The 20,956-nt window shown below is 46.3% G+C and carries 16 protein-coding genes; all 16 read right to left on the bottom strand.

The genetic code is table 11. The features are described from left to right. Positions 1-138: 138 nt before the first annotated feature. Entirely contained in the window at positions 139-1,119 is a 981-nt protein-coding gene (locus ACSQ8P_RS02505; RefSeq protein ID WP_436233760.1) for a substrate-binding domain-containing protein, read from the bottom strand. A 15-nt stretch (positions 1,120-1,134) separates the two neighbouring features. Beyond that, positions 1,135-2,928: a cache domain-containing sensor histidine kinase gene (locus ACSQ8P_RS02500; RefSeq protein ID WP_436233759.1), complete on the bottom strand. Its 1,794-nt coding sequence runs from the start codon at positions 2,926-2,928 to the stop codon at positions 1,135-1,137. After that, entirely contained in the window at positions 2,925-4,547 is a 1,623-nt protein-coding gene (locus tag ACSQ8P_RS02495; protein ID WP_436233758.1) for a response regulator, read from the bottom strand. The genes ACSQ8P_RS02500 and ACSQ8P_RS02495 overlap by 4 nt, the downstream gene beginning before the upstream one ends. 181 nt (positions 4,548-4,728) lie before the next feature. Next, positions 4,729-7,779 carry a glycoside hydrolase family 2 TIM barrel-domain containing protein gene (locus tag ACSQ8P_RS02490; protein WP_436233757.1) on the bottom strand — a complete coding sequence of 1,017 codons (3,051 nt, stop codon included), beginning with the start codon at positions 7,777-7,779 and terminating at the stop codon, positions 4,729-4,731. A 51-nt stretch (positions 7,780-7,830) separates the two neighbouring features. Beyond that, entirely contained in the window at positions 7,831-8,655 is an 825-nt protein-coding gene (locus ACSQ8P_RS02485) for a carbohydrate ABC transporter permease (protein WP_436233756.1), read from the bottom strand. Further along, on the bottom strand, positions 8,652-9,518 hold the full coding sequence (locus ACSQ8P_RS02480; protein WP_436233755.1) for a carbohydrate ABC transporter permease: 867 nt from the start codon (positions 9,516-9,518) through the stop codon (positions 8,652-8,654). Before ACSQ8P_RS02480 ends, ACSQ8P_RS02485 begins: the two co-directional genes overlap by 4 nt. Positions 9,519-9,640: 122 nt before the next feature. Continuing rightward, a complete protein-coding gene (locus tag ACSQ8P_RS02475; RefSeq protein ID WP_436233754.1) occupies positions 9,641-10,948 on the bottom strand; it encodes an ABC transporter substrate-binding protein in 1,308 nt (435 codons plus the stop codon). Between the two features lie 180 nt (positions 10,949-11,128). Continuing rightward, positions 11,129-12,907, bottom strand: coding sequence for a histidine kinase (locus ACSQ8P_RS02470; RefSeq protein WP_436239434.1), 1,779 nt, complete (start codon positions 12,905-12,907; stop codon positions 11,129-11,131). Between the two features lie 23 nt (positions 12,908-12,930). Beyond that, positions 12,931-14,478, bottom strand: coding sequence for a response regulator transcription factor (locus ACSQ8P_RS02465; protein WP_436233753.1), 1,548 nt, complete (start codon positions 14,476-14,478; stop codon positions 12,931-12,933). Positions 14,479-14,717: 239 nt separating this feature from the next. Next, positions 14,718-15,719, bottom strand: a complete 1,002-nt coding sequence (locus tag ACSQ8P_RS02460) for an ABC transporter substrate-binding protein (protein ID WP_436233752.1) — start codon at positions 15,717-15,719, stop codon at positions 14,718-14,720. A 65-nt stretch (positions 15,720-15,784) separates the two neighbouring features. After that, positions 15,785-16,792, bottom strand: a complete 1,008-nt coding sequence (locus tag ACSQ8P_RS02455; protein WP_436233751.1) for an ABC transporter permease — start codon at positions 16,790-16,792, stop codon at positions 15,785-15,787. A 10-nt stretch (positions 16,793-16,802) separates the two neighbouring features. Continuing rightward, positions 16,803-18,305, bottom strand: coding sequence for a sugar ABC transporter ATP-binding protein (locus ACSQ8P_RS02450; RefSeq protein WP_436233750.1), 1,503 nt, complete (start codon positions 18,303-18,305; stop codon positions 16,803-16,805). Between the two features lie 408 nt (positions 18,306-18,713). Further along, complete coding sequence (locus tag ACSQ8P_RS02445; protein ID WP_436233749.1) at positions 18,714-19,400, bottom strand: PspA/IM30 family protein; 687 nt, start codon at positions 19,398-19,400, stop codon at positions 18,714-18,716. A gap of 3 nt (positions 19,401-19,403) precedes the next feature. Next, entirely contained in the window at positions 19,404-19,865 is a 462-nt protein-coding gene (locus ACSQ8P_RS02440) for a PspC domain-containing protein (RefSeq protein ID WP_436233748.1), read from the bottom strand. After that, positions 19,834-20,529 (bottom strand): PspA/IM30 family protein, encoded by a 696-nt coding sequence (locus ACSQ8P_RS02435; RefSeq protein ID WP_436233747.1) that lies wholly within the window; start codon positions 20,527-20,529, stop codon positions 19,834-19,836. Before ACSQ8P_RS02435 ends, ACSQ8P_RS02440 begins: the two co-directional genes overlap by 32 nt. Before the next feature lie 50 nt (positions 20,530-20,579). Then, a complete protein-coding gene (locus ACSQ8P_RS02430; protein WP_056617426.1) occupies positions 20,580-20,876 on the bottom strand; it encodes a LiaF transmembrane domain-containing protein in 297 nt (98 codons plus the stop codon). Positions 20,877-20,956: the final 80 nt, after the last annotated feature.

Raw genomic sequence — 20,956 nt, 5'->3', positions numbered from 1 at the left:
TATCATTAATACCCTTAAGTTTCGACAAGACGCTTACTATTTCCTGGGAAATTTTGCAGAAGAGCGTGAACGTTTGTCTAAATCCCTCGAAATTACTGATGATCGATCACAGCTACCTACCGAGATCGTCGTCCCATCCTATTTCCCGACAAAAGGAAACAACAGCTTCTGATTCTCGTTCGTATACATGTTATCCTTGGTGATAACCTCAGAGCCCGTATCCATCACGTGTTTGACCGTTTCGCCGCGATGCGCTTGGAGTGCCGTTTTGACAGCGAGATATCCCATGTTAAAAGGCTTCTGGACGACCGTTGCTTGCAAAATCCCAGCCTCAAGGAAGGAAATTTCATTCATTGAGCTGTCAAAGCCGACAAGCTTTATTGTTCGCCCAGGGTCCATCTCCTTTAGAGCCCTCCCGGCGCCAATAGTCGAAACCTCATTCAAACCAAAAATGCCTTTGATTTCCGAGTGCTCCCTGAGAAGTTCCTTCGTTTGCTCATACGCCTTGTCTTCAGATCCGTTACTATACAACGAATCTAGCAGCTTAACGGAAGCATCACTGTTCAAGCTATCTCGCACCCCGTTTTCGCGATCCATCTGGGTGGTCGAGGTTTTCACAAAGCTAACGATTGCGTACGTTGCTGGCCCTTGCACATAACCCTTCATCGTTTCCACAGCTTTGCGCCCTGCCGCGTAATTATCTGTTGCAATAAAGCTCTCCGAAAGGCCGCCCGCAAGACCTGAATCGACCGTGATCAGCGTAATCCCTGCATCTATCGCACGCCTAGCAACAGGAACTAGCCGATTGTAGTCCGTAGCCGCCAGTATGATCGCCTTCGGCTTCTCCGCTATCGCTTGTTCCACAAACTTAATCTGTTCCTCAATTTGTGATTCCGATGCGGTTCCCATGATCTTAATCTCTGCATTATACTCTTTCGCGGCTGCAAATACGCCTTGATTCAACACCTGCCAGAATTCCACATGTGGATCAATCGTCTTGGGGATCACAATAATGGAATTGTTCTTGGCCCCGAATTGGTTAGCGATGATTAGATATCCCGTGATCAGAATAACGGCAGCGGCAAGCGTAATCACAACAGCACTAATTCTAATTTTCAAAAGAACACCTCACTTCTAGCCTTCACTTTGATCCGGAACGGGCGGCATTTCAGGAAACGTAATTGTGACTGTCGTACCCTCTTCGAGTTCGCTTTCGAATTGCAATCCGTACAGCTCTCCAAAGTACAGCTGAATACGGTGATTCACATTAAGCACACCGAAGCCTTTCCCTGATTGCGATTGATGTGTTGTCTTCAGTCTTAAAGCCTTCAACTGCTCCTCGCTCATGCCAACGCCGTTATCTATGACCTTAAGCTCAATTACACCGTCCCGCTTCCGCCCGGTAATACGGATATGCCCGCTTTCTGCCAAATGCTTCATGCCATGATAGATCGCATTTTCCACGAGCGGCTGCAGCACGATTTTCAAACTACGATCCTCCAATAGATCCGCTTCCACCTCAATGTCGTACGTAAATTTATTGCGGTAACGGATATTTTGTATCGTTAAATAGTTCTCAATATGAGCCAATTCCACACGGATAGGAACGAGTTCCTCCCCTTTGCTAATGCTCGAACGCAGCAGCTTGGACAAGGCAGAGGTCATCGTCACAACATCATCGACTTTCCCCATCTCGGCCATCCAAATAATCGAATCCAGCGTATTGTATAGAAAATGTGGCTGAATCTGCGCTTGCAAGGCCTTCAGCTCGCTAATCCGTTTGACCTCCTGATCCAGCACCGTCTGGCTCATCAGCTCTTTGATTTTGCTAATCATCAGATTGAACGTCCGTGACAGCTTGCTAATCTCATTCGCTCCTTCCACATCAACACGGATGTCGAAGTTCCCCTTCTCAACCTGCTTCATGTGCACTTCGAGCTGTTTAATCGGTTTGGTCAACGTGATCGACAGCCAAATCGAAATCGCCAGCGCAATAATAAGCGCAATACCGCCCCACATGGCGGAGGTTAACTGCATGTCTTTTTTGTTCCCGCTGAGGTCACCAGCATAGGTTACGCCAATCATTTTCCAACCAAAGCTCGTTGTACGTACGGTATAGATCTTATTTTCATCCGTCACCACCTTCTCGAACGTACTATCCTTGGCCTGCATCAATGCACGGATATCCTCCGATTTCAAGCCCGAATACAGCAGCTGCTGCTGCGGATGATAAATGAGATCACCGCTCTGATCGAGGATGAATACGTACCCCCGCTGACCCAACTGAATTTGATTACACAAATCATTAATGAGGTTAAAGTTCAGGTCAACGAGCAGCACCCCGCTTGCGCCTCCTGACTGTGAACTTGGCATCTGTTTCGAGATCGAAACGACCCATTTATATTCATCTTTATACACATGCTGCACATGGGAAGAGGAAATGACGACATCCCCCTTGCTCCTGCTCGCTTTCGTGTACCATTCCTGTGAAATCAGCTCGGCATAGGGCTTAAATTCGGGTGACACCCGATCCGACACAACGGCACCATTGGAACCGATGAACACAATGGAAGCGATATCATTACGTGATGCAACGATTGTGCTGAAATAGCTGCTGATCTGGCTCTTCAGCTGTTGCGCTTCCGTATCTTCTAGACTTTTCAGAGAGAGATATTGCCTCAGATCCGTGTTGCTCAAAGAAAGGGTAGAAATGCTCTCCATGTTGCCAATGTAAGTTTGGATATTCTTATTCACTTGCTCCATCAGTTGGTTCGTATACGTCAGCGAGGCATCCGTTACAGCAACTGTCGAGAGACGATAGGCGCTATAGCTGAGAATGACGGTTGTACATAAAATTAAACAAGAAAAGGCCAATGCGAACTTCGTATGAATGCTTTTGAATTGAAAGGATCGAAGTAGACTTCTCATAAGCTCAGTCCAGCCTTGTTGGCGGCTCTGAACTCCTTCGGCGTCATGCCCGTATGTCTTTTGAAAATCACACTAAAATATTGCGGATCACCATAACCGACCTTGGCAGCGAGCTCATACGTTTTGAGCTGTGTGGTGGCTAGCATTTCCTTGGCTTTCTCCAACCGGTATCGGGTCACATACTCAATGAAGGTCTCCCCCGTATGCGGCTTAAATAAGGCGCTGAAGTAGCTCATGCTCATATAGATATGATTGCACACCTGCTGCAGCGAAAGCTGCTCATCGGCATAATGTTCATGGATATAGGCAACCGCCGACTCCAACTGCGCCCCTGACACATGCGTACGCTTCTCCGCCAACCGATCTACGAAGGCTAAACAAATGCCCTCTAGCCATAGTCGCACATCATCCAATGTTTTGCGTGTGTAGAGTTCCATGAACGAATGATCGCCTAGCATGTCTCCTTCATCCAGCCCGGTCTCCACCCCAGCATTCATCAGGGCGACGAGCAATTTGTGCAGCTTGCCGTAACAAGTCTCCATCGGGCACGCCGACTTCTTCAAATCGTCGATCCACTCGTGCAGCGTGTTCGTGATGGCCGTCTTTTCACCTGTTTTGATCGCTGCAATCAATCTCTTCTCTGTACGTAAATAGCTCGTATTATCTTGGCTGCTCCCGAACTCCATATCCCCAATAGCAATGATCCGATTATTTCCCAGCATAAAGCGGTAATCGAGAGCCGTTAGCGCCTCTTGAAAAGCCTTCGGCAGCTCCTGCAGTCCCTCGCACATGCGGCTAATGCCTACCGTGACGGTCATCCCTAAGTATTTCTCAATGCTGTATCTCGCTTGTTCAGCCAGCGTTTGGCAGATGACCTCGACCTGATCCTCAGCGCCCGAAACGAGCCCGACAAGCTTATCATCACGGGTCCGGAAAACCGTACCGCCATACTCCTTCTCTACAATTTCATGCAGAATATTATAAGCCGCAAACCGAAGCAGCTCTTCTTCCGCCACCTGGTCGCTGTACAGCTCCCTCCCAAAATCATCAATATCCAGGGCGAGCACGGCATGCCCCGAACCTGAACCGTTCAAGTGCAAACCAAACATCGGCAGCTTCCGCTCGATCTCGTCTTTCCGCATGCCGGACGTGACCAACCGTTCCAGAAATCGCTCGCGCAGCAAGGGCATGCTCTCTTGAAATTGATGGCGAAGGAACGTGATGTCCTCACGCTGCTTACGCTCCTCATCCAGCTCGAGGCATAGCTTCTGTAGGAATTCTGTGAATTCTGCACTATTGATCGGCTTCAGTAAATAGTCTTTGACCTTCAGCTTAATCGCTTGCTTCGCATAGTCAAAATCCTCGTAACCGGTTACAATTACGACTTTAATAGTACGATACTTGGCGACTATCCGCTCCGTGAGCTGAAGTCCGTCCATAAACGGCATATTAATGTCGGTGATGACGACATCTGGCTGCAGCCGCTCAACCGCCTCGTAGGCGTCACGGCCATTATCGTAATCACCAACCAGCTGGAAGCCGCAAGCTTCCCAGTTCGTCTTCTTCTTGATGCCTTCTCTGACTTCATCCTCATCATCTATCATGATAATTGTGTACATCTGGGTTCACCTCTGGCGAAATCGAATTAGGCTCTATGTGTATTGTACACAGCAGTCTCAGTAACTGGCAATGCATACTCCTTAGTCGATCGCTGACAAGCACACAAAAGAGGCTGCATAATTGCAGCCCCTATCGCTTGTATGATTATTTTCCGAGAACCGAGAACTTTTTCTACTATGCTTATAAAGGTACGTTATGAGTAGACAAGAAGAACTCAAACTGAATCTCTTGATCCGCTGGGATCTGATATTCTTCATGGACAGGCGCACCCCAACTGTCATCCCCGCCGACACCCATTTGTTTGCCCGCAATAGTAACAACCGTGTAATGAACCTCTGGCAGTTCAAAGGCATGATCCGCATGTTCAAGTTCAAATGCCGTATAAGGAGACAAGTTGCACTCTACAGGTGCTAATGGATCTGACTGAATCGATAGACCAATACCCGCTACATCCGTCACATTCACACGGCGGACACCGGTCCGGTTGCCAGATTCCTGTGGAACCAGATAAGGAGTAGGCAATTGATCCACTTGACGGCTAAATACGCCCAAACGAGCACCGAAATTGCGATCGATATAGTTTTCCTCAGGCCCCATTGCATACCATTCGGATTGGTTATAATCCGCAGACATCTTGAACGATACGGCTAGTATCGGCAAATTCGGCAGACCCGCGGCACCTTTATAGTGTGTATTCACGCGAATCGTTCCATTCGCTAATACTGTGTATGCAATGCGAACAGTCACTTCAGCGCTAATGCTGAATTTGTAATCAAAAATGACCGTTGCCGAACCTTTGTCTTGACGCAGCTCCCAATTGACACATTTGCGCGCAAGACTGGCGGCATACCAAGCCCCGGCCGTAAAGCTCATCGCGGTTCCTTTGTCATTATCCGTAGTTGCCCGCCAGAATAATGGAGCAGGAGGCGTTGCGATCATTTCGCGACCCTCGTATTTCAATGAAACAAGCGATCCTACCTGTTTGGAGAAAATGACGGAGAAACCTTTACCCGTCACGCTCATATTCACATCGCCTTCAACGACGACGACTTCACCAGATGGCTGCTCATTCTGACGGCTTGCCCCAATCACAAATGTTGTTTCACCAAACGTAGTCTCAAATCCAGCATCGGCCCAAATCGTAGCTTCTCTCAGAACCAAAGAAGCCTGAATGCAGTACTCACCTGGTATTTCTTCTACATCTGGCAGTTCAATTGGCAGACTGAATTCACTCTGAGCTTCGACTTCGATATTCGCTTGCCCACCGCCAATTTCTTTCCCCTCATGGTACAGACGATACACAAGCACGAAATCATCTGTATTCGCAAATAAATTCTCGTTCACGATGTTAATATGAGTTCTTGTTGGTTCCAGCTTGATATTCTGATACAGGAATTTAACTTCCTGCATTTTAGGTGTTATTTGACGATCAGCAAAGACTAGACCATTGCCGCAGAAGCTGTAATCGGTTGGACGATCTTTGAAATCTCCACCATACGCCAAAAACTCACGGCCATTTCGGTCCTTTTTCACAATTGCCTGATCGATATAATCCCAAATAAAGCCGCCTTGATACATCGGATATTTGTTCTCAAGCTCCGTATATTTATGAAGGCCTCCGACGGAATTCCCCATCGCGTGCATGTATTCGCAGCTAATGTATGGCTTATCTGGTTGACTTTTGAGGTACGCCTCAATATCCGCTGGCTTCGCATACATGCGGCTTTCCATGTCGCTGGTAGCTCCATAATTGCGATCGTAGAAAACACCTTCGTAGTGAACTAATCGCGTAGGATCCGTTTCGCGGAAATAGTTGGACACATTTAGAATAACTTGGCCAGCATACGACTCATTACCGCAAGACCAAATGAGAATCGACGGATGGTTCTTATCCCGCTCCACCATCGAAATCGCGCGGTCCATTACGATGTCTTGCCACCCCATATCGTTACCCGGAATATTCCAGGAAGGTTCAACAGCGCCCATCTTTTGCCATGAGCCGTGCGTCTCTAAATTCATTTCATCAATAACATAGACCCCGTACTCATCACAAAGCTCATACCAAAGCGTCTGGTTCGGATAGTGAGACGTACGGACCGCATTAATGTTACTGCGCTTGATTGTTTGAATATCCCACAACATATCCTGCTTCGTAATCGCACGTCCGCTGCGGCTGTTAAACTCATGTCGATTGACACCTTTGAAAACAATGCGTTTCCCATTGATGCACATCAGCTTGTCCTTCATTTCAAAACGACGGAACCCCGTCTTCTGAACGATGGCTTCAACTAAATTTCCGCTCTCATCGTAGATCGAGATACACGCGGCATATAAATAAGGGCTTTCCGCACTCCAAGGCTGAACAGTACCTGCTGAAACGTTGAATGATAGGTTGCCACCACGGAATTCACCTTCTTTTGTGAGGCAAATTTGTCCTTCAGCATCCTTTAGTTCCAGCTTAGCGCGAACGGATTCCGTATGCTCATTGCGAAGCTTGAGCTCAATCTCAAGCAGTCCTTGCTCATATGCATCATCCAAATCTGCCTTCACACGCATATCCCATACATGCACTTTTGGTACGGTGTACAAATACACCTCACGGAAAATACCTGACATCCGCCAGAAATCCTGATCTTCGAGCCAGCTTCCTGTGCTCCGCTGATAAACCTCAACAGCCAGTTTATTCTCACCTTCACGAATATGAGGCGTTAAGTCAAACTCAGCAGGCGTAAAGCTATCCTCGCTGTAACCGATGAATTCCCCGTTCAGCCAGACATAGAAGGCCGATTCAACTCCTTGGAAGGAAATATAGACGGGCTTGCCAAACATCGTATCAGGTAATTCAAAATTTTTCACATAGCTGCCAACTGGATTATGCTCTTGCGAAATGTGCGGAGGACGAAGCGCCTCTACACCATCCCACGGATACATCGTGTTGACATATTGCGGTTGCCCCCAGCCTTGAAGCTGGATATGGCCAGGTACTTGAATATGCTCCCAAGCACTACAGTTATAATCCATTTGATAAAAAGACTGCACACGACTTGCGGGGTTAACCGCATAACTGAACTGCCAGCGCCCGTTCAAGCTATGCCGCATATCCATAGGCGCGCCTGCCTCCGCAGACGCCATTGACTCATAATAGCGATGATCCGAATGGGCATCCAGCCTGTTCACTTTGAAAACCCGCACATCTTGAAGCCAATCAAGGCTTGGTACCGAATGTTTCATTTTTCTACGCCTCCCAAAAAATAAGACCCAAAAAGGGTCTCTAATTAAGCACTATTTTACAGAACCTACCATACCAGCGACAAATTGTTTCTGCATTAAGAAAAATACGAGCGCTGTCGGTAGTGTTGAGATCACAATTGCCGTCATAATCACCCCAAAATCCGGTGAATAACTCGAACCCAAATTGGAAATCAACAAAGGAATTGTTCGTTTCTCCGGTGTTTGCAAGACAATAAGCGGCCACAAGTAGTTGTTCCAGCTAGACATAAAAGTAATGATAGCGGCAGCTGAATACGTTGTTTTCATTGTCGGCATATACACACGGAAAAACAATCCTAATTCCGTCAATCCATCAATACGCCCAGCTTCCAGAAGCTCTTTAGCAAACATTTTCGTGCTTTGACGGAAGAAGAAAATGAGAAACGCTGTCGTAAATGTCGGAAGGACTACCGCATTCATCGTGTTGATCCCGATAAACGGGACCGCACGAGATAGGCTGGAAAACATTTGGTAAAGCGGAACCATTAACGCTGCGAAAGGAATCATCATGGAGACAAGAAGGATATTAAACACGATATCCTTGGCTTTACTCCGATAAATTTCAAAAGCATAACCTGCTAGCGAAGCAACCACTAAGGCTAAGATCGTTGTAGCTAACGAGATTCTCAATGAATTCCAAAGTGCAGGAACGAGATTGATTGACTTCGTTAATTTGTGGAAGTTGTCCATGAAATGCGTTCCTGGTAACATTCTGCCCTGCGTAACGTCCACAGACAGATTCGTGGAACTAATAACCATCCATAGGAATGGAAATATGGATATTACAGCCACTGCAAAAAGAAAGATATATATGATTGTACGTCTTAGAGCTATCATTTTTTATCACCCGCCAATTTGATTTGAAGGACAGATAACACAATGATCATGACAACAACCGAGTAGGAAACTGTTGCTGCATAGCCAAAATCAGGTGTGTATTTAAACGAAAGATTGTAGATGTACTGCGATATGGAGAGGGTAGAATTACCTGGGCCACCCTTCGTAATATTCATAATCTCATCGAACAATTGCAGGGTACCAATCGTCGAGGTAATGGACGTGAAGAGAACAATAGGCTTAAGCATTGGAAACGTAATAAAGAAAAACTGCTTGATCGAAGACGCTCCGTCAATACGAGCTGCCTCATAAATAGAGCTGTCAATGTTTTGCAAAGAGGAAAGGAAAAAAATCATATTATATCCTGTCCAGCGCCATGTAATGGCAAGGATAATCGTAATTTTCGCCCAGAAAGGATCCGAAATCCATGCGATGGGCTGTGAAATCAAGTGAATCTTAATTAAAGCCATATTGATCAAACCATCATTGCCAAATAAATATTTGAAAACTACCGAGTAGGCAACAAGTGAAGTTACACAAGGCAAGAAAATTGCTGTACGGAAAAATCCTTTGAAACGAAGCTTACTGTCATTTAACAACACGGAAATCATCATTGAAAGAATGATCATTACCGGCACCTGGATAATCAAATAGATAAACGTATTCTTCACGGCAGTAATAAAAGTCTTATCGCTAAAGAGCCGCTTATAGTTGCTGATCCCGTTGAAATGTAGATTCGCACCCGCGCCTGTTTTAAAGGATAGCAGCAATGCTTGAATCATGGGATAAAAGTAAAACAAACATATCATCAATACGGCAATAGCGATAAACAGCCATCCCGTAAGCTTTGCACGGCTACGCATCGAGTAGTTCATTAGAATTCAAATCCTTCCATTATTTACGATGAAAAATCGAAACGCTGTCCCCTGCTTTGCATATTTGCAATTCAGAGGTCAGCGTTCCATAGGTTAATGGGAAGAGAAACTTACTTAAGTTGGGATTCTGCTTGGGACTGAGCATCACTGAATACTTTTGCGATGTCTTTACCCTTCAGGTAGTTTTGCATCTCAACTTTGAGAATATCTTCAATCGCATACGTATGCAGACCATAGTTGACTTTAGGAATTTGAGCCGTCCATGTTGCGAAATCAGAAATCACCTTTTGACCTCCGAAGAAATCATCGGCTTTCGTATAAGCTTCACCTTGCGCAGCAGGTTTATAAGTACCAACAACCCCTACGTCTGTCACTAATTTTTGATACAAATTCACATCAGAACCGAGTGTTTTTCCAAGGAAATCAGCAGCGGTATCTTTCCCCGTACTGTTCAATACATACCAGGAGCTTCCCCCTAGGTTAGATGCGTTAACGGAACTAGCTGTATTTTTCAACTTAGGAAAAGGAACAACTGCCCATTTACCGGATTGATCAGCTTGTGATTTAACCGATGGCGTAATCCAGTTACCTGTCGGAACAGAAGCAACAGCACCGCTATTGAATCCAGCTAGGAAGGAGTTCCAATCCGAGTTGATTTTAACAATGTTCGCGTTCATGATTTCTTTGTATGTTTCGAAAGCTTCTTTCAACACAGCGTTGTCTTTCAGATCTGGGGTCGTGCCGTCACTTTTCAGATACCAAGCGCCTGCGGATTGAATCATCATACGGATCAAACCAAGATCATTTGGATCTTGCGTCAGCAAATCTTTACCTGTTTTGGCTTTAACCGCTTTACCGACTTCAATGAATTTCTGCCAATCGATATTTTTCAAATCATCAACTTTATAGCCAGCTGTTTCCAAATAATCTCTACGTACGTAAAGACCAGTAACACCGGAGTCAAATGGCACACCGTATTGTTTGCCATTCAAGCTCGTTGGGCCTAACTTGTATTCAGCGAAATCCGAAGCCTTAATGGATGCGGACATATCTGCGAATGCATCTGGATATGTTTTCAAAAAGCTTTGTGCACGATAATCTTCAATCAATACAACATTCGGAAGGCCTGACTTTGAACCAGAGTTCAAACCAGTGTTCATCTTTTGAATAATGTCATCTTGTGCATATTCAACAACATTGATCTTCACATCAGGATGATCCTTGGCATAAGCGTCTTTCGCTAGGTTCATTGCTGCGATATTAAAGTTCTTATCCCATGCCCAAACGGTAATTTCTTTACTAGTGCTTGCAGCACCGCCGCTAGGAGTAGTCGTTGATGATGTGTCTGACGAATTACTTGAACATGCCGTCAAAAGCATAAAACTTGCAAGTAAAACCGTAGAAATTTTCTTCTTCATATGATCCCCCTGATGATTTGAATTTGTAAGTGCTTACTTATAGATAATATCATTTGGGCAAATCGTCTTGTTAGAACGAAATTTACTGAAATTAGCGTTTTTATTGTGTCTGAAATCCCATCCTCCATCGTTCATTTGTATTATTTTTATATTTTGTATTTATTTTAGTTTTTTATACTTCTACGTGTACTGTTCTGTACGCCATGGAAGGGTAATCGATACTTTCGTCCCTTGTCCCAACGTGCTTGTTATCGCAACCCCATATTCTTCTCCGTACAAAAGAACCAGGCGATCATGAACATTACGAATACCAATTCCTGTGAACATTTGCCTTGCACTTGTGGGATTCGGCATCTCATCCGCTTCGTTAGAAAGTTCCATGCCATCCCCATTGTCAACGACTTCACAGAGCAGCGTATCCCTCTCTTTCGTGATGATGACATAAATATATCCCGTACCTTTCTTATTAAAAGCATGAAAAAAAGCATTCTCAATAAAAGGTTGCAGCATCAAATTAGGCACTTGCGCAGGGAAGCAGTCCGGTGAAACAAAGTAATCAACCTTAATCCCTTGGCCATAACGAATCTGATTAATGAATACGTAATGCTTTAAATTCACCAACTCTTGCACAACGGGAATCGTTTCTTTGACATTGCTGATGGTATTCTGCAGGAGAGAAATAAGCGCATGAATCGTTTGCGTGGCGGACTCTTGGCTCCCTCGCTGAACAAGGATGTTAACAGAAGCTAGCGTATTATATAAAAAATGCGGATTAATCTGCTGCTGCAGCGCGGCTAATTCTGCCTTGCGCTGCTCTTTCTGCGTTTCAACAAGCTGACTAATATAGTCGTTCAACTCATCGAGCATGAAATTGAAGGATCGGCTAAGTTCCCTTGTCTCATAGGTGCCCGTTACCGCCATATAATTATGAAAATTCTCTTTCGTTACCGTGGACATTTTCTTAACAAGCTTTCTTAACGAGAGCGTCAGCCTCCGCGTAATCACATACACAAGGAGCACAGCAATAGCAACGATTCCCGCAACAATGAAGAAAATCGCTTTCCTGTTGAGCATTTGACCAAGTGTCGCCTTCTTATCAATGACATTCATGATGTAAAAATCGTACAACGGCAACTCTCCAGCCAATACAATGACATCCTTATCGGACATCTCCATTTCATCATTGGCCAAGTTATGCTGACGAATCCTCTGGGCACTCTCTAAGAGCTCTTTCGATGTAGTTCCGATCAGCTCAGCTCGATTGCTAGAAACGATTAGACCTTGACGATCTAATATCAACACATCATTCCCATCACTTGTGAAGCTTGCATAAATGGATCTTAGATCGCTTTCTTTCATGATGATATAAAGCGTCCCATACCAATCTTTACTGACAGGATCAGTCAGAGCTTTGGCGGCAACCAGTCCTGGATCTCCAGAACCTGGCCTCCCTTCATCCAAATAGCTGTATAACAAGCGTCCTGGCTGGTTCCGCGACTCTTGTGTAATCGGATTTCGCCCTAAATCCGCCAAAGAACCTGACCAGTAGGTACGGTCGCTCGTATAGTTTTTGCCATTTATGCCCGAAATGATCATCCCAATGTTCTTGGCTCCAATGCCCGACTGGATTCGCTTCATCTGTTCGCTCATACCGAAGGCCACCTTGAAGTTGGTTACCGAATCGGTATCTCCTTCGGTCAGAAAACTCTTAATCGCGCCGCTTTGCGCTGCGTTAACGACAATATTTACATTTGAATAATGAATGGATTCCAAACCGCTTTTAATTTGTTCAATTATTTTGGAATTTGTGATACTAAATGTCTTCACAAAAAGCTTTTCCGACATTTGCACGGTAACCCAAGAAGTCGCCACCGTGACAGTGATCATGCTAAGCACCATCACAAGAAACAACTTACTGAATAAGCTTTGATCGGAGAATTTTCTTAACCATGCCCCCATATGTCTTATGATTCCCTTCGTCTTCATTTTTTGCGATAGTGGCTAGGTGAAGTCCCCATCAACTTCCGAAACACTTTCGTGAAGTAACTATGATCGGAGTAGCCAACAAGAGCGCTAATTTCTGAAATCGACATATGCGTGCTATCTCTTAGTAATTCACACGCACGTTCGATCCGAATCCGATTCAAATACTCATTGAAGCCTTCTTTATTATGAATGGTGAAATAATTGGATAGATAGGAGGGGTTGAAATGAAACTGTTTGGCTACTTCTGTCAGCGTCAGCGGTTCCGTAAAATGCTCATCCAGATACATTAAAATCTTCTGTATGCCCGGAGAACTCGTTTTGTTTCCTGTCACACAGTCTGTCGCCTCATTAAGAAACTTGGCTAGAAGAGCACGCACTTCCCCGATATGTTTGGCCTCATGAATGGCACGGAAATACTCATACTTCGCTTCATCCAGCGTTCTAGCCTCATAGTGAAAATGCAGTAAAGAGACAATAATATTGAATAGGCTGTGGCCTAGAAAGGATTTAAACTCGAACATATCCGTATCCAATCTGCCAGGCATGGAGGCTACATAACGGCCAAGACGTTCAAAAGCTTGTTGAAAATCTTGATGATTCAGTTCAGCGCTAAACGCCTCCGAATCAAATGATTCTCCGTTCCCTTCATGTTCTACCAGTTCGTCTGCAAAGAACAGTTGTTGATCCGATAAAAAGAAACGGTGATCCAACACTTTGAGAATATCTTGCGTATATACGTCATGGAGTTCTTCGATTTTCTTGAAATTTTTGCTAAGCGCCACATAGAAGGAGGATCCCCCTCTTACGCCAGAATCCACTACCTGTTCACATAAATGAATGGCATCCATTCTGCTAGCATCCTCTGTATTCAGCAAAAATCGGACATGGCTGTCTTGATGGGACAAACGATGAATGATAAAGGGTTGCTCGGCATCCTGAACCAACCCTTTCAATAAGGTTTCGATCCATTCCTCGTTTCGTTTCATCGAAGAAGATGAGCTATCTTGCATATCTGCAACGAATAAAATAAAGCAAGGATACGGGAAGTGAGTACTGATCTCCGCACCCTCCATCTCCATGGCATAGCCGGAAATGAGCCTGTCCAACACATAGTCGACAGACTGTCCTTTTTCATTCGTAAAGTCCATGTGTCGAAAGGCTGGCATCCCTTGTACGGTCTTTTTTAATACAGCTAACAGCGAATTTGCATCTAATTTAGGTTTTAATAAATAATCTGCTACACCATTCTGAAACGTAGAGCGCACATACTCAAATTCACCGTAGCTGCTGAGCACCACGATTTCAATCTCTGGATAGAGGCCTTTCACAACTCTGACCAATTCCTCTCCACTCATAACCGGCATAACAATATCTGTCAGGATCAGGTTGGGTTCGAGTCGCTTGACCATGTCAAGCGCATCCTGACCGTTAGAAGCCTCGCCGACAATCTGGAATCCTTCGCTTTCCCAATCGAGAAGATGTCTGATCCCTTGACGAACTAGCATCTCATCATCAACAATTAATATCTTGCAATACGTCTCCATGACTTACTCCTTTGTGGACTATACATAGCTTCCCACTTTTAGATTGAACGATGTATCGGTCTCTGTCGGATTTTAAAGTTAATTGTACACATTAACGAGCATGAATCAACAATCATCCCGAGAACTTAACTACGCAGCAAAAAAAAGCATCATTCACCATGTTAGCGTGAAAGATGCTTCCTGCAGACAGTTTTTCTAATTCATTTCCAATTTAAATATAACGTCGCATGATGTCGTTTTTATTCGTAAAGTAGCGGCTTGATATCCGCAGCATCAATGTTCGTTTTGTCATACCAGTGGAAACCTGTATCGATGTTTTTGGCAACTGTTTCGCCTTTGATCGCTTGCACGGCCGCTTTTACGGACCAATAGCCGATGCCGATCGGATCTTGCGTAATCGCCCCAGCCATTTTACCGCTGCGGATGGCATCCATTTGTTGTTTGCCGGAGTCGTAACCGATAACAACGATTTTGTCTTTCTTGAGCTCAGTCACCGCATTCAGAACACCGATAGCTGAACCTTCATTGGCACCGAAGAAGCCTTTGATATTCGGGTGTGCTTGAACAATCGCTTTGGCTAAGTCTGTTGATTTGAGCTGGTCGCCACCGCCGTATTGGGTATCGACGATTTTGATGTTCGGATATTTTGCTTTGATCTGATTCGTGAAGCCATCTCGACGATCGATCCCTGTGCGGCTCGTTTGGTCATGCACGACAAGTGCGATTTCGCCTTCGCCTCCGATAAGCGCAGCCATTTTGTCGGCGGCGAGCGCAGCAGCCGCTTTATTATCAGTAGCGGCAGTCGTCACCGGAATGTCGCTATCCACACCGGAGTCGAAGCCGATGACCGGGATTTTGCTTGCTTTGGCCTTCTCGAGCAGCGGCGTCGCCGCCTTACTGTCAAGGGCAGCGAATGCGATGGCCTGTGGCTTTTTGCCCAGTGCAGCTTGCAGCATTTCAATTTGCTTATCCACCTGTGTTTCTGTCTCAGGACCTTCAAATGTAATCTCCACATTGAATTCCTTCGCTGCTTTCTCTGCGCCTTGCTTCACCGCTTGCCAGAACTGGTGCTGGAAGCCCTTGGAGATGACCGGAATATAGATTTTATCTGACTTTACTGTTGTCGTTGATCCCGCTGTGGATGTCGCTGTTTTCGTCGTGGAACTGCATGCACTCAATAAAATGGCTGACAGCAATACCAAAGATGATGCAACAGCCAATTTCTTTGTCCGTTTAAGCACTGTACCTCGCCCCTTGCTTCTCAATTTTTGGTTGTATAGGACTCCTGACGGAGTGAATACCAAGGTTATTTCTTGCGGCGGCGCATCATATCTGCGTATACCGCCAGCACAATGACGATCCCGACAATTACCGTCTGCCACTCCTGCTTCACGGATAAAATACGAAGTCCATTCGTCAGCACACTCATGATCAGCGCACCGATGACGGTTCCAAGGATGGAACCTTTGCCCCCGCTGAGGGACGTGCCCCCAATGACCACGGCTGCGATGGCTTCGAGCTCATAGCCAGATCCAAGTGCAGGCTGCGCTGAGTTGAGGCGAGAGGCCATCATGATGCCGGCAATTCCGCTGAACACACCTGTTAGTGTGTAAATGACGATTTTCCAGTAGTCCACGTTGACGCCAGAAAGCCTAGTAGATTCTTCATTGCTGCCTAGGGCAAAGTTGTAACGGCCAATGATCGTTTTGGTCAAAATAATACTGGCTATGATCGCAGCGCCGAAGAACACGAGAATCGCGTTCGGAATTTCCACACCTGGGAAAATGTCGCTAACTAGTGAGCCCATCGAAATCTTCGTGAATGCAGGCGTATCGTTAAAATAAATCGGCTTCGTTCCCGATATGACAAGCGATAAGCCCTTCGTCACCATCATCATGGCAAGCGTTGCGATGAAGGGCGGAATTTTCATTTTAGCTACAAGCAGCCCGCTAATGAGTCCGCAGACAGCCCCAGTCAGAATGCCTCCGACAATGCCGAGCGGCATCGGGAGCTGCCACGTCGTGATGATCACGCCGGCCATGACGGAGGAAAAGGTCATCACGGTTCCAACGGCCAAATCGATCCCCGAGGTGATGATAACGAACGTAGAGCCTAACGCTAGAACCCCGATAACGGCGGTTGAGAGCATAATAGCAATGAGGTTATCGAATTGGAAAAAGTTGCTCGACGAGATGGAAAAAATGAGAACGAGCATGATTAAACTGGCAAATGCCAATAGCTTCTGTGCAGCTCCGTTTTGTTTGGACAAGGTGGGAATTGTTTTTTTGTAGGCATGTGCAAGTCTTGTTGACATGAGACTCCTCCTAACTGATTCGCATCGTGGCGAATCGCATAATAGCTTCCTGTGTGGCTTCTTGCTGCGTGAGTTCACCGGTAATGCGACCTTCGCACATGACCATGATGCGATGACTCATACGTAATATTTCTGGCAGCTCCGAGGAGATCATGATGATCGATTTCCCTTGCGCCGCGAGATCATCGAGCAGCTTGTAAATCTCGGTTTTGGCTCCCACATCGATGCCTCTTGTCGGTTCATCGAAAATGAGAATATCGCAGTCCCGCAGCAGCCATTTACCGATAACGACCTTCTGTTGGTTACCGCCGGATAGGAATTTCACCTGTTGATGGATCGTTGGTGTTTTGATTTGAAGCGCTTCCACATAGTGCTGCGCTTTCTCGCCGATGATGCTGTCTTGCATCCAGCCGAGTCGCCGCGCCTTTCGATAGGAGGCGAGTGCGATGTTCATTTTCACATCCATCTCCACCATGAGCCCGAAGCGCTTGCGGTCCTCAGACAAGTAACCGATGCCGTGCCTCACCGCGTCATGCGGCGCTTGGATACGGACCTGCTGTCCATGGATGCGGATGTCTCCGGAATCGATGGCGTCTGCGCCAAAAATCGCCCGCGCCACCTCCGTACGCCCCGCTCCCATCAGACCGGCGAAGCCGAGGATTTCACCTTTGGCCAGATGGAAGGAAACATCCTTCACCGCTGAGCCGCGGTTTAGTTTGGAAACTTCCAACACCTTCTCTTTTGAGGTGGTGGTTGTTTGTTGATTCGGGCTGACGTAGAGCTCGCGCCCTACCATCATCGCAATGATCTGATCGATGGATGTCCTCTGCGTCTGTACCGTATCTATATAACGGCCGTCACGCATGACGGTGATGCGATCACTGATGCGTTTCAGCTCTTCCATCCGGTGAGAGATGTAGACGATTCCCACACCGCGGCTGCGGAGCTGATGGATGATGCGGAACAGCTCCTCTATCTCTGCATGCGTGAGGGCGGCTGTCGGTTCGTCCATAATCAGCACCTCGGATTGAAAGGATAGCGCCTTCGCAATCTCTACCATCTGCTGCTTGGCTACTGTCAAATCCGCCACCATCGTTCGCGGGTCTAGCTGTAGGTTCATCTGATCCAGGAGGTTCTGCGCTTGCTCATTCAGCATGCGTTCATCGACGAATAGCTTGATGCCATGTCTCGGCTCGCGGCCGATAAAGATATTCTGTGCGATCGTCAAATCTGGCATCAGGTTCAACTCTTGATGAATCATCGAAATACCTAGCTGCTGCGCTGCTCTTGTATGGGGGAGGCTCACTTCCTTCCCCTTCACAAGGATGCGTCCTTCGTCCTTCTGGTACACACCTGTAGCAATTTTCATCAACGTTGATTTCCCTGCCCCATTCTCACCGACTAGCGCATGCACCTCACCAGCAGCCAGCGTCAACTGACACTGATGCAGCGCATGTACACCAGGAAAATGCTTCTCAATCCCTTCCATCCTGAGCAAAACTTCATCTCTCATCGTCTATCTCACCTCGTACCCCAGTTCGTCATGTCCCTTGTTCATGAGTTCATTCTACCCGCCAGAAGTTGGAATGAGAGTGGATAAATCTCTTCAAAAACGTTGAAAATCTTCTGATTCTGAGCGTGGGGTTGGAGCTAAGTGGGGGACAGGACGTCGTGCGCTGACTCTAAGACCGGGCTGCGTATGATGGGAGACGGGCTCATCGTGTGCTGGGCACCGAACAGCGAGCTCCATTGGAGAAATTCAATGGAATGAGTAAAATAGGCGGGCTGGATGGGTAACCACGTTTCGCAACTTGAGGAGTTAATTGAGGGGCGTGCTAGGGGCTGGGGAGTTCCGTACTACCCCCAAACACCGCAAAAAGCCCCTCACCAGGAGGGGCTTTCCGCACTACACACCAATCTGCTACTCAGCAGCTTGACCGTTCAATTTCTCTTTGAGCAGGTTCAACTGCTCATCCACTTTAGCTTGCTTCGCTGTATCGATCGGCGTGTAGCTGCCAACAGTACCTCCGGGTACGTATGGCTTGCGAGCGATCTCAGCTTCAACTTCAAGCTGGATGATTTTCTCTTCCATGCGCTGGAAGCCGCGGGATGCGTTGCCGCTCTCGATCACACCGTTGTAGGACACTTGTGCCATTTGTTTCTTCGCTTTCGCCAACTGAGCGCGGGATACAAGCTCGTTGCGTTTGTTGCGCATTTTGTAGAATTCATCTTTCATCTCGTGCAATTGCTGTGTCAACTCATCCGCATGTGCTTTCGCAGAAGCGTATAGATCTGTGTACTCAACAATTTTATCTTCGTGGTACAGTTTTTCTTCAACTGCTTGGCGAGCAATCGCTTCTTGGCCGTTTTTGATTGCTGCGGAAGCTTTCGCTTCGCGGTCAGCTACAAGGCGAACTGATTCCTCAAGGCGCTGCTTCAGCTTGCGCTCACTTGCGATTTGGCGAGCAACAGTTACTTCCGCTTGGGCAATTTCTTGCTCCATATCGCGAAGATATTGGTTCAACATTACGATTGGATCTTCAATTTTATCTAATACCTCGTGAATTGAAGCTTTCGTCATATCTTTCATTCTTGTAAATACACCCATGGTTTACACGTCTCCTTTTTTACTATCCAATGTTTGTTTTTCAAAGCGAGCCACTTTAGCTCTTAGTTCGTCTACTTCTCTTTGCAAGGCTTTCTTCTCAATGTCTTTCATCATCTCATCGATGTTGTTCGTTGGTTGGCTCGCTTCATAGGAAGCGTACTTGCTAGTCGGTTGTGGCGCTTGGCGGTGGTTATGGGATTTATGATGATTCCATGCTCCCCCTGAATAGTTTTGATGACCATACGAGCTTGCATAGGGATCAAATGGGGGCTGATCAAACCCAGGTTCCTTCGGAATAACAATCGCCGCTACAAAGTAGACGAAAATGACGGTGCCTCCGGTGAAAAACGTGGTGATCACGACTAGTAAACGTAATAGTGTGACATCTACATTCATGGCTTCTGCAAGTCCCCCGCATAGCCCCGTTAATTTCTTATCTCTTCGTGAGCGATACAGTTTGTTCATGATCCTTTGTTCCCTCCTGTTTCAGTCTATTGCGAAGTGCTTCCATTTCCGCATCTACAGCTGGGTTACCCCCACTGTAGTAGCTTTCGCGACCCATCTTCCTAACGTCGCGAAGCGTCCTGGCGTGCAGCTCCATATCGGATACGCGCTCTTCCAATCGGCCGAACATCCGCGGTGCCCCATCTTGTGTGACACTGCTGCGAGCGTGCATTCGCTGCTGCAAGCGAGCGGACTCCATACGAGCCAAGTAGTAGCTTCGTTTGTCTGCGACTTCTTTGTAATCTGCCTTCAATTGTTGCAGCTCCTCATCAAGCTCAAGGATGGACTGCTTCGCCTGCTCATAAAGATCATGGTATTGCACGCTTTTCTCTTCCGCCTGCAACTTCTCTTGCAGCACGATTCGTGCCATATGTTCTTCGCCAGCCTTCAAAGCCAGCAGCGCTTGATGCTCGCGCTTTTCTTTCGTTTCTAGTGCCGTTAAATATTGCTGCCGAAGTGACGCTGCATGACTTACGCATTGCTGATACAATCTTTCTGACTGCACAAGCTGCTCACGCTGGGCTGCTAAGTATTGGTCAATCAAGCGTACCGGATCTTCCGACTTCTCTAAATGCTCATTCAAAGTTGCCACGGTTATATCTCTCATCCGCCTAAATAGGCTCATCTTCACTCCACCTTTTTCACACTCTGTATTCGATTCTTTTCCTGCTTACGTTAAGCTGTTCTTCCTTTTAACATTGAAAATCCATATCCGATTAACCCGATTGCCAGAAGGATAATGATCCAACCTGCTAGCTTACTTACTAGAATGATTATCCCGATTCCGGCAATTACCCATCCTATTTTCTTATCGTTCTTAATCCCTAGGTAACCCAGTCCAACCATAATGAGGGGAATCACATATCCCATCACCGAGCCTATAAAGTCTCCTAAGTGAAAACCTAGCTTGTTAAATAAAATCAGTGCGCCGAATGCGATTAGCAGAGCGGCAAATCCTGTATTTCTTTTCATCGTTTCGTCACCGCCTTTCGTTGTTTGTCGTCGTCTTCTTCATGTCTTTATTCTAGGTAAAATCGCAGCTTTCCAAAACG

Origin of the sequence: Paenibacillus sp. LjRoot153 (assembly GCF_964253085.1) — a bacterium.
GTDB lineage: Bacteria > Bacillota > Bacilli > Paenibacillales > NBRC-103111 > Paenibacillus_E.
This window is presented reverse-complemented; position numbering and strand designations above follow the sequence as displayed.